The sequence below is a fragment of the Blautia sp. ZXY-1-B12 genome (assembly GCF_056339915.1).
In genome coordinates, this window is record NZ_JBWJVP010000265.1 from 1 (window position 1) to 11,324 (window position 11,324).

The 11,324-nt window shown below is 44.0% G+C and carries 11 protein-coding genes and 3 pseudogenes; all 14 read right to left on the bottom strand.

Features of this window, described 5'->3' with window-relative positions; translation table 11 throughout:
- Window positions 1-110: 110 nt before the first annotated feature.
- Window positions 111-395, bottom strand: coding sequence for a sigma-70 family RNA polymerase sigma factor (locus tag AC075L_RS18815; RefSeq protein WP_476388018.1), 285 nt, complete (start codon window positions 393-395; stop codon window positions 111-113).
- A 3-nt stretch (window positions 396-398) separates the two neighbouring features.
- On the bottom strand, window positions 399-524 hold the full coding sequence (locus AC075L_RS18820) for a hypothetical protein (RefSeq protein ID WP_020993464.1): 126 nt from the start codon (window positions 522-524) through the stop codon (window positions 399-401).
- Between the two features lie 439 nt (window positions 525-963).
- Window positions 964-1,425: a hypothetical protein gene (locus AC075L_RS18825; protein WP_008705944.1), complete on the bottom strand. Its 462-nt coding sequence runs from the start codon at window positions 1,423-1,425 to the stop codon at window positions 964-966.
- Window positions 1,426-1,430: 5 nt separating this feature from the next.
- A complete protein-coding gene (locus AC075L_RS18830) occupies window positions 1,431-2,246 on the bottom strand; it encodes an ABC transporter permease (protein ID WP_476388019.1) in 816 nt (271 codons plus the stop codon).
- Between the two features lie 12 nt (window positions 2,247-2,258).
- Window positions 2,259-3,053: an ABC transporter permease gene (locus tag AC075L_RS18835; RefSeq protein WP_476388020.1), complete on the bottom strand. Its 795-nt coding sequence runs from the start codon at window positions 3,051-3,053 to the stop codon at window positions 2,259-2,261.
- The gene (locus tag AC075L_RS18840) at window positions 3,046-3,972 is read right to left on the bottom strand and encodes an ABC transporter ATP-binding protein (RefSeq protein ID WP_370782149.1); all 927 of its coding nucleotides are present in this window, start codon (window positions 3,970-3,972) and stop codon (window positions 3,046-3,048) included. Before AC075L_RS18840 ends, AC075L_RS18835 begins: the two co-directional genes overlap by 8 nt.
- A gap of 216 nt (window positions 3,973-4,188) precedes the next feature.
- Window positions 4,189-5,106 carry a sensor histidine kinase gene (locus AC075L_RS18845; RefSeq protein ID WP_370782151.1) on the bottom strand — a complete coding sequence of 306 codons (918 nt, stop codon included), beginning with the start codon at window positions 5,104-5,106 and terminating at the stop codon, window positions 4,189-4,191.
- 5 nt (window positions 5,107-5,111) lie between these two features.
- Window positions 5,112-5,804 carry a response regulator transcription factor gene (locus tag AC075L_RS18850; RefSeq protein WP_008705950.1) on the bottom strand — a complete coding sequence of 231 codons (693 nt, stop codon included), beginning with the start codon at window positions 5,802-5,804 and terminating at the stop codon, window positions 5,112-5,114.
- On the bottom strand, window positions 5,797-5,985 hold the full coding sequence (locus AC075L_RS18855; protein WP_158365182.1) for a helix-turn-helix domain-containing protein: 189 nt from the start codon (window positions 5,983-5,985) through the stop codon (window positions 5,797-5,799). Before AC075L_RS18855 ends, AC075L_RS18850 begins: the two co-directional genes overlap by 8 nt.
- Before the next feature lie 52 nt (window positions 5,986-6,037).
- Window positions 6,038-6,160 (bottom strand): annotated as a pseudogene (locus AC075L_RS18860) (tyrosine-type recombinase/integrase); the annotation flags it as partial.
- Between the two features lie 201 nt (window positions 6,161-6,361).
- Window positions 6,362-6,610: pseudogene (locus AC075L_RS18865) on the bottom strand (sigma-70 family RNA polymerase sigma factor); the annotation flags it as partial.
- 428 nt (window positions 6,611-7,038) lie between these two features.
- Window positions 7,039-9,519, bottom strand: coding sequence for an FtsX-like permease family protein (locus AC075L_RS18870; protein WP_476388021.1), 2,481 nt, complete (start codon window positions 9,517-9,519; stop codon window positions 7,039-7,041).
- Window positions 9,516-10,189, bottom strand: a pseudogene (locus AC075L_RS18875) (ABC transporter ATP-binding protein). Before AC075L_RS18875 ends, AC075L_RS18870 begins: the two are co-directional and overlap by 4 nt.
- Window positions 10,190-10,256: 67 nt before the next feature.
- On the bottom strand, window positions 10,257-11,324 hold a 1,068-nt coding region (locus AC075L_RS18880), incomplete at its 5' end, for a HAMP domain-containing sensor histidine kinase (RefSeq protein WP_476388022.1).

An 11,324-nucleotide genomic window follows, 5' to 3' on the forward strand; every position in this document is an offset into this window, starting at 1 on the left:
TGGCTACGAGTTTTATTTTCGTAGCAATGTACTGATGAAGGAGGAAAACTTGTCCTTCTTATTAACACTGACAAAAAAGGCAAAAAACAGGCGCATCAAATGAAATTTTATCAAAAATATTTTACAAGCTGCTTTAATCCACGGCGGATACTGTCTCGGACACGGCTTGGGTCTACACCTTCTATTTCGGCAATTTCGTTTACCGCCATTCCCAGATAGTATCGGGCATAAATTCGCTTTGCCTGTTTCTCCGGCAGCTTCATCACAGCGGCATAGACCTGCTCCTGAAACTGTTTTTCCTCCAGAAGCATCTCCGGTGTTTGCGGCTTCAATAGCACCGCATTTTCAATGCCATTCTCACAATCCAGAGAATACTGTGCTTTATAACGATACATCTTTCACTCATACGCAGCCTCCGCACGTTCAGCTGCTCGAATAGTCTCCATTACTTCCTCTGTCACATTTACAAAAAAGTCTGTTGTATAAACATCAGGATAAAATTCCCGAAGGTTAATTTTCTTCATTATGTACCTCCATTTCGATTCACGGATGATTGACGGGTGAATCGAATGGAGGCGGGGACCGACACCGGCAGACAACCGGATCATCTCCGAAAAAATGGCAACAAAAAACGCCAGATTTCCGTGATGGAAAACTGGCGCGCCAAGAACAGCCACGATTGTACTTAATTACATGGAACGATAATGCCGATACAATGCTAAACTTACCCGGAGGAGGAGCAATGCTTTTTTTAACTGATGTAGATCATGTGAGCTTTGAAAAAGCAAACGGGACACGGCAAAATAACTTCCAATCGGCTACCGTGTCCCTGCAAGTCGTCATAGGTTTGTGCAAACGCAAAGAAACGGCGGCTCTGAAAATCAAAGCCGCCGTTTCAAATGGGCGTGTCAAATTGTCTGCTCTACGACGGCTTTTTTTCTTTTGCCGTCGTCCGGCAGAGTATTATTCAATATTTAATTCAATGTTTCCAGTGAAATTCTCACATTCAATGCCGATATAGTTTCCACCTTCAGGGAGTGTAATTGTATCACTATATGTTCCGGTTGTTTCAAACAAAGTGACTGCTTCATCAGCTCCAGAAATCCAAAATACTTTTGCAGTTCCCTCCGTAACCTCCAGCGCGCAGTCAATAGACAGATCCTTACCAGCTTCACGCTTTATGGAAGTTCCGCCGAACAAATACTCTGTATCTGAAAAATCCTCATAGTTGGCTGTATAGCTTCCTGTATAATCATCAATTCCTTTTTCTTTCGTACCTTGTAAGGATGAATTTCCGGTAAGCGCTATGGAACCAGCAGACTGAACAATATTGTTATACTGATCGAGAAATTCGTCTTTTGTACAACCTGAAAGCACAGAAGCACCCAATAGTATCAGGCATAATGATAAAACTATTTTCTTCACAGCTATCACCTTCCTTTCCTGCGTACAGCACACTTTCCTTTTCCCTTGGCATTTGCCTGTTTACGGGATTTCATTTCTTTTTTGTTACTGGACATCATTAACAACAGCACCGCCCAGAGAACCATGATGCCAACCCCAATGACCGCCAACAAAGGGGTTGAGGATGTGGTTGTTCCGGCATATTCACTCATGTCAAATCCCACTAAAATCAGCGCAGCAGAGAACGGATAGATGCTGGCAAGGATACCACTTTTGAAAAACAACATGCTGTATCCAAGAAAGAACGCCAGAATGGAACCGCCCAGATATGCCCCTCGGATCTGCCCAAAAATCAGGATCAGCGGCATACAGACCAAATAGGTCGTCAGAGCCGCTAACACGATCTGCGTACCTCCATGAAAAAACACTTCCTCTGTCAGTCCCGATAATCCAACCGTCAATCCAGTAATCAAGGTAATGCCAACGCTGTATATTCCCAGCAGAACTGCAAGCATACCGACTAAAAGTAACTTAGCTCCCAACATTTTCGGCATAGAAACAGGAATTGTCATGATGTTTTTCAGTGTATCATGAGTGGATTCTCTGTCTATAAGCCATCCTCCGATCATTACCAGTGAAATTGGAAGGAATATCTGAGTGTTTCCCCAAACAACATTTTCAAATAGTGCAGAAAAATCATAATTTGGATTTCGGTACTCTGCCTCCACAATCAACTGACTTCCATACTGAACCAAAGGACAGAGTGCAAGCGCCACCAGCCCTACCAAAAGAATCTGGCACCGGCGCAGTTTCAATAATTCCGATTTTAATAAGTTCCACATAGTCACACCCCCTTAGATTTCCTGACGCCGGTAAACAAATGCAATCAGCGCAAGAAATACAATGGCTTCTACAATAATCACACCAAATACCTGAACACTATTCAGAAAATACGGACTGACCCGTTCCAACAAATCTGCCAACTCCGCACTGGTCTGGCTTTGGTCATAAAATTGAAATGTCCAGCGGAAGGCCAGCGGTCCCGGGAACAGGGTTCCTATGTTCAAACCAAAAGGCTGTGTAAGAAACATATCGTTCGTGGAAAGGATATAATTCGCAATCGTATAGAAAAAGGTAATCACAACAGACACGATATAGTTTTTATTAAGAAGAATAACGAGCAGAATGCAGGGAAGTGCGCCACCCCACATAATCAACCCTTCTTCAATCCCAACGCCAAACAAGGTCAAAAAACCAACCGGCTCCCAACCCTGAAACAACAAAACCGCAAGGTTTACCAATCCTCCAACTGCCATAAAGCCAACGGCAAACAACAGTAAAACCAGCATTTTGGACAGCACCAGCCTGGTTCTATTTACCGGTATGGTAACAAGGTTTTTCAGTGTGTCATTATCAAGTTCCTCAAACAACAGATTCGAAGCCAGTATCACAAGAAGCGGCATCAAAAGCAAATATGCACTAAACTGGAATAGGCTGGACATCACTCCATTTACAGCATCCACATCAGTGTTTACATCTGCCAGAAAGAAAGCATAAGCCAATGGCATGAAAACAGAAAGCAGTAGGGAAATAAATACCAATGGCTTCCGTTTTAATTTCAAAAATTCGCATTTGATTAGTTTAAGCAATTCCTTCTCCCCCTGTCACACGCTTGAAGTAATCTTCAAGACTTTCTTCACAAGTATGCACCTCCGATACCTCCAATCCGTTTTCTACAAAGGCAGTTACAATTTTTCCCACAGGCAGATCAAGGTTGTGCAGGCGCAGATTATGGTCGTCCTGTATGGAGAAATGGTTTTCATGGAAATTGCGTTCCAAAATTCTTGCCGCCTGTGCAGTATCAGAGAGCGTAAAACGGATATGTTTACTGCTTTTTTGCTCCAGCTCAGCAAGGCTTTCTTCTTCCAGCAATGCACCGTGGTCAATAATTCCAATATCGTCAGCCAGCAAGGAAATCTCCGAAAGAATGTGACTGGAAATCAAAATAGTTTTTCCTCTTGCGTTGCAAAGCTCACGGATAAAGGAGCGTACTTCTGCAATACCGATGGGATCGAGGCCGTTGATCGGCTCATCCAAAATCAAAAGCTCCGGATCGTGCATGACTGCAAGGGCAATCGCCAACCGCTGCTTCATGCCAAGAGAGTATTGCGAAAACAGCTTTTTATCCTTGTAAGGTAGCCCGACCAAATCCAGAGCGTCTTTGATGGCATGATTGTTTGGTACTCCACGCAGGGTAGCAAAGATACGCAGGTTCTCCGTACCGGTCAGATTGGGATAAAAACCGGGGGACTCAATCAAACTGCCAATGCGGGGCAGCAACTTCTTTTCATTTCCTTGCAAAGACTTTCCCCAGATTTTGACCTCACCGGAAGTAGGCTTCGTTAAACCCAACAGCATTTTCATAGTTGTGGTTTTTCCGGCTCCGTTTCTGCCCAACAAACCATAAATTCTCCCACGCTTGACATGGATATTTAAGTCAGCCACACTCTTTTGTGAGCCGTATTGCTTTGTCAGATTTTTTGTTTCAATGATATAATTTGTATCCATATTCAAAACCTCCTGTTCTGTAAGGTATTCTATCATGCCAACCTTGCATTAACCTTGCCGCAACCTTGCATTAACCTTGCAATTAAGGAATGAATTGCAATGCAAATCCTATTCCGCTACTTCTCAATCCGTTTGGGGATTGAGAAGGTTCCCATGCCATTTTCTAAAAGACTTCTGAAAATAAGTAAGGCTCCCGCCATAAAGACGGGAACCCGCTTAAATTTCCAAAGGAAAAAGCAAAGTAAATTCCGTTCCTTTTCCCGGTACACTTTCAACTGTTATGCTCCCACCCATCTTTTCTACAAGCTGATGGACAATAGAAAGACCAAGTCCGCTGCCTTTTTCAGAGCGTCCTTTATCACACTTATAAAGCCGTTCAAATATGTGTTTCAAATCTTCTTTCTCAATTCCCACTCCATTATCCGCCAGCAACAGCTCCATGCTGTTTTCCTTCTTTGACAGGGAAATTTTAATTTTGTCTGCATGGCTGTGAGCGATTACATTTTGAATAAGGTTATTGATGATCCTCATATAGCTATCCATATCTAATCTTACCCGGACAGGCTGTTCAGGAATATCAATGTCATAATCAACCTGTTTATCCTCAAAAATCGGTATCCAGTCGATTAGGATATTTCTTGTCAGCTCTGCAGCTTCAACGCTCTGGATCTCCAAAGCAAACTCGTTGGAATTTAACTTGAACCAGTCAAAAAGTACATCAATGTATTCTTTCAGATCATGGGCTTTCCGACGGGCGGTTTCAATATAATCATCCCGGTCTTTTCCTGTGACCAGTCCTTTGTGTGCAGCGTCAAGATACCCAAGCAGAGTAGTAAGGGGCGTTCGCACGTCATGGGAAAGGCTCGTCATAAGTTGGCGGTTGGTTTCTTCTGTCTGCCGTACAGTTGAAAGTCTGCTTTCATAGGCCACAACGATCTCATTGATTTCATAGGCAAGAGGTGCTGTCAGTTCATTTGTTGCAGATAGAATACGCCGGTTGCCATTTCCGTTTTTCACATCAACCAGCACATCGGTCATTTCTGCTATTTGTTTTTTTACACGCCGAACGAGAACGATGGAAGTCAATACAGCCACAACAGCAATCACAATGGACAAGAATACGATAATTTCCATGCTGACTACACCTCCTTATTAAACCGGTAGCCAATCCCTTTGACCGTTTGTATATACTTTGGGCTTGAAGGATTGACTTCTAATTTTTTACGAAGTCGGCTGATAATCGCCATAATGTTACTGTCATCATAGAAATATTCTTCGCCCCATACTTCCTCATAAATCTGCTGTTTGGTCAAAATTTTCCCTTGATGTTTTGCACAGTACAGGAGCAAATCAAATTCCTTTGGGGGCAGTTCAAAAGTGCCGTTTGATGTAGTAACAGAACGATTTTCAAGGTCAATCTGCAATCCGTCAAAATTTAGCTTTTGTATGGCTCCAGCTTGCTGATTAAAGCGAGTGTAGCGGCGAATAAGAGACGCAATACGGGCAATCAGTTCATCCATATCAAACGGTTTTGTAAGATAATCGTCCGCTCCGGCCCGTAAGCCCCGTACTTTAGAAATGCTGTCATTTTTGGATGTGAACATCAAAATCGGCAGGCTGTTCTCTTTGCGGATTTCTTCCAGCGTTTCAAAGCCATCCATACCAGGCATCATCACATCCAGCACCACAAGCTGATACTCCTGCTCTCTTAATTTCTGTAAGCCCTCTTTTCCGGTATTACAAAAATCAGCTTCTATGTTTTCTGCTTGTACGCTGCGTTTAATCAAAGCACACAGTTCTCTGTCATCATCTATAATCAGGATTTTATTCATGGCGCAACTCCTTCCCTTGTTTTGTCCTTCCGTCAATCGGCTTTTCTGTGTTCTTTGGGATCAACCAAACACCAGCCATCTTCACAGCGCCGGGGATACGCCCAGCAGCGCAATAGTAATTTACTCTACGAGGTGTCACGCCCCATTTTTCGGCGGCCTCTTTTAGTGTCATATAGTCCATTCTGCACCTCCACAGAGTACATTATAGTTCTTTGTCTCGAACAATACAAGTTTATCTGTTCCAACGCAAGCGTTTCTTTGTTGTATAGTTCTTCAGGTGTTTTTGCGTAGATAGCTACGAGCTTACCATTCGCGTCTTTGATTCTGGTCCTATAATATAGGACACCTCTTTTCATAACTGTGTCATATTGAGGAATTATTGTTTGCCGTTTGGCCAATTCCGTCACCTCCTAAGAATAGACTCCAGCGCTGTATCTATGTTTTATCAGACCATTATGATTTCGACAAGGATACGGACCGGCTCACACTCCAGCTCTGCGAGGTTTACGATAAGTTGCGTTCTTTTCTGCTGGCTTTGCTCTGTGGGTGCATTTTGCGATATACTCCTGAAACTGTTTTTCCTCCAGAACCATCTCCGGTGTTTGCGGCTTCAACAGCACCGCATTTTCAATGCCATTTTCGCAATCCAGAGAATACTGTGCTTTATAACGATACATCTTTCGCTCATACGCAGTCTCCGCACGTTCGGCTGCCCGAATAGTCTCCATTACTTCCTCTGTCACATCTACAAAAAAGTCTGTTGTATAAACATCAGGATAAAGTTCCCGAAGGTTAATTTTCTTCATTATGTACCTCCATTTCGATTCACGGGTGATTGACGGGTGAATCGAATGGAGGCGGAGACCGACACCGGCAGACAACCGGGTCATCTCCGAAAAAATGGCAACAAAAAACGCCAGATTTCCGTGAGGGAAAACTGGCGCGCCAAGAACAGCCATTATTATACTGAATTACATGGAACGATAATGCCGATGCAATGTTATACTTGCCCGGAGGAGGGGCAAGGCTTTTTTTAGCTGGTGCAGATCATGGGCACTGCAAAAAGGCAAAAAGGACACGGCGATACCTCCTCGGACACCGCCGTATCCTAAAAAAGGGCGACTTTATCACACCCCCCGTAAATCCATTTTTTCAAAAGGAAAACGGCGGCTTGAAATGCAATATTTCAAAGCCGCCGTCATCTTTGCAAAGCCGGACGGCTTTTGCTCAGGTGTTATTCGACATTCTCAATCGATTCGACAATGTTCATTTTTGCAATAGAGTGCAGCGGGATCGCCGTTGCCAGCAGACAGGCAGCAACAGAAACCACAGCAGCCTCTATAATCGCAATAACGGGAACGGCAACCAGTTGTAAGGCATCCGTCTTTGCAGCCCCGACAAAGATACAGCAGACATAGCCCAGCACTGCGCCAATCACAGAGGCAAAGATAGCGTAATAGGCACCTTCCCACAAGAATGTTTTATAAAGGCTTGCGGCACTCATGCCAATAGCCCGCTGCATACCAATTTCATCGACACGTGTATGGATGTTGCTGTAAACGGTGTTTATGATATTCAATATGCCAATGATGCCAATAAAGATAATCAGTACCCAGCAAAGCATTTTGATTTGTTCAAAACTCTCTGCCATTTCATTGCTGCTTTCAAGGTAAGAAAGCCAGTGAGCACCCGGATATTTGCTACACCAATCATCCAATATACTTTCAAAAGAATTCGTATCTACGCCATCCTGCAATGTCAAATAGATTTCAGAATAGGTATCATCCTGCATCAGCGAGCAATATATTTCTTCGTTCACGATAAGTTGCACACCGTTGGTGAAACCTTCATTGTTGATTGTAATAGGAGTATCAATTATCCCTATCACACGAAGCGCCCTGCTGCCCAACTGGATCGTATCACCAATAGAAAGCTCCGTATGCTCCACAGGCGTATCCCCGTAAGAAAAGGGAATAGGATTTTTGACAAGGCAGCCTGTTCCATTATTTAGCGCCTGCTTATCCTGATCAGAAAGATTGGGAGCGTAGATTTCTAATAGCCCATCGTCAATATTGACAAGCTGAAAAGTTTCGTGGCTCTGCACGGACAAATCTGTTTCAAAGGGAAGTTCGTCACCAGCACCCGGCGTAAATACAGAAAGCCTGACAGTGGAAATGTCTTTTACAGTGTCGTTTGCCTCCAATGTGCTTATAGCTTCTGCCGGAATACCTGATGTTTCATTTGTAACAGCATAATCGCTGAAATACATATCCTGAATCGAACTGCTGGCATCAAGCAGCCCAGTAAAGCTCTGCAGAGCAACAAAGACGGTAATGCTCATAACAAGAGACAGTATTGTAAGAAGCGTCCTGCCACGCCCGCGTTTCAAATTGAGTCTTGCATAGTAGGCTTCAAAATTGTAGATTTTGTGATTTCTTTTTCTGCGGCGTTTGATCTTAACAGACTGGCCAGACATAGCAACTGTCGGGGATACACGCGATGCGTACCGAGCAGCTGGAAATGCAGCCATTAGCGCAAATAAAAGTGTGACCGCAATACTTGCAAGGAGCATGGGGAATTTTACCGTACTGACAGCGCTGATTGCTTCGTTTAATTCGGAAACACTATTTGCCATGAATATATCAGGATTGAGAGCACCCGTAGCAGCAATTAGCGTAGCTTTTGCTGCTAATGTGCCAAGTACCAGCCCAATCGGAATACCGATTCCGCAAAGGATCAGGAGCTGCAAGGAAACAAGACGATAGATTTGTCCACGCTCTCCGCCGATTGCACGAAGTGTTCCATATTCTTTAATTCGTTTCGTAATGGAAATTTTTAGAATATTATAAATTACCAGTCCGGCTGCAAACAAAACCAACAAGCCTACCAAAACACACGCCACCGTCATAAAGGAAAAACCTGCACCAGCATCACTGTTGGATGTCTCATCATAAGAAATACCGACAGCATCAAGAAGAATCCAGTTATATTGGATATACCGATCCTCTACATCCAAGTTCTTCGCAAGATCATAAACGATGCTCTGAAAGTTTTTCTTGTCATGGGTCTTAAAGTCAGTAGAATAAAGCAGATATTTTTCTGGTAATAGTTTTTCTGCGGTTCCGTTTCCTACAATTCCTTCAACTGTACCTGTTGAATAGCCGATATAGCTGCTTTCAAGAATACCCGTTAATATGAATTTTCCGCAATATTCAAATTCAGGAAGTGAACCATCCATAACAGATACGCGCATATCCAAAGAAACGGTATCTCCAACCGCAGCATCTAATCCAAGATACCTCAAGCTATCCTCTGATAATGCAATTTCACTTGCTTTCTCCGGCAAATGCCCCTCTTTTATCTTGCTGATTGCTGGGTACATCGCCAAAGCGTTATCATGATACTCTCTGAGATACAAGTTCAGGCTGCTATTACCAAGGGTTGTGCTGCCTACAAAGACGGTATCTCCTACATCATATACTCGATCATCCTCGTGGAGTTTCTGTGCTTGTTCCCTGCTGAGTTGATGAAATGTTACATATCGGTTTCCGTTTAGGCTCGCAGCCTGCTCTATTCTCATAGACTGCAAAATTCCAATGGACTGACCAACAACGGTTGTTATGATCGTTGACATGATAACTGCAATCAGGATTAAAGTCGCTGTAATTTTTTGCGTTTTTAGTTCTTTCCATGTAAGAGCTAAATAGGATTTCATCTTACTGTCACCTCCGAAAGCACTCCGTCAATGATGGTAAAACGACGCTCTGCCATTTCTGCAATATGAGGGTCGTGAGTAATGACAATAAGTGTCTTTTTCATTTTCGCCCGAAGATCGCAGAGCATTTTCATGACCTCGCCGCCGCTTTTGCTGTCAAGGTTTCCCGTAGGTTCATCAGCAAAGATGATGTCTGGTTTTGAATCAGAGCGCGGGCGATTGCCACGCGCTGCTGCTGCCCGCCGGACAGTTCATGGGGCAGATGGTTCAAACGGCTGTCGATCCCTAAAAAGGCTGCGATCTCCTGTAAATAGGCATTGTCCGGCTGGCGCTTGTCGAGAAGCAGCGGCATGATGATATTCTCCTGCGCTGTCAGCACCGGGAGCAGATTGAATTGCTGGAAGATGAAGCCGATCTTTTGGCGGCGGAACGCCGATAACTCCTTGTCACTGCCGTGATGGATGTCAGTATCGCCATACAACACCTTGCCGGAAGTTGGCGTATCCAATCCGCTGATGATGTGAAGCAGCGTACTTTTGCCACTGCCTGACGGCCCCATAATGGAAATGAAGTCACCGGAGTGGATTGTCATATTTGCATGGCACAGCGCAACGACTTTGTTCTCGCCTGTACCGTAGATTTTGGAAACATCGTTTACTTGAATATCCATGAAAAAACTCTCCTTATCGGTTTGATAAGGAGAGTATAAAAGGCAAATCTCAAAAAACGCTCAAGAGTTATGAGATTTTCAAAATAGCGGAGGCAACAGCCCCGATATCGGTATTTGCAATTTTCAAAGCACCTCCGTGTTTGTGGCAAAGAAGATCACAGATATAAAGTCCCATGCCCAAATGCTCTGCTTCTTCTGTACCCTTACGGAACGGTTGAATGCCATTTTTCAAAAGATCCGCCGGAAATCCATAGCCATCATCCGTAACTTCTAATATCATATTTTCACCTTCTATGGTAAGTTTTACCGCGACATTCTCTTTTGCAAACCGCAGAGCATTTGTTGTGAGATTTTCAGCAATTTGAAACAACATTGCTTTATCCAAAGAGACAGTGCCACATACAGGCAGGCCATGAAAGCGAAGCTGCTTACCATATTCGGTTATAGAAAAGCCAAGGGCTTTTTCCAAATCTGCACTCAGGGCAGCAGTGTCAAAAAGAGCTTTTTTCGGCTGAACTTGCTCCAACCGTTGAACCTTGCTCATAGTTTCTACATAGCGTTCGATGCGTCCTGTATAGGCATCTATACGCTCAAGATCGTCCATAAGCTGCGGTGTGTTGCCGGTGCCTGCACAGTGTTTTGCCATTTTCACTGAGCCTTTCAGGACTGTTATCGGATTTCGGAGATCGTGGGCGAGCGCCGCATTTAACCGTTTCCGTTCTTCCGTTTGTCGCCACAACTCACGGTTGCTGTTCAAAAGTGATTGCCGCATGGTTTCAAACGTGACACAGAGCTGTCCCAGTTCGTCCTCGGACACGGCCGGAATGATAAAGTCCAAGTCATTCTGCATCATGCGATTTGCACCATCCATAAGAATAGCAAGTGGCTCTTTCAGCTTACAGCGATAGAACAGAGATGCAGTTAATATCAAAGCGACAATGAAGAATAGCATCGGCAAAACGAACTGAAAAATGACCAACGCATTTCTAACTGCGGTTGCTCCTGCTACCGGTTCCGGAAACTCTGTCTTTATTGTGGAATCTGCTCCAACGATAATTTGCACGCCAGATGGGGCAAATACTGCACTCAATTTTGTGCAGCCCACAAAAACAACAGCCGAAAGGCTTAATGCCAG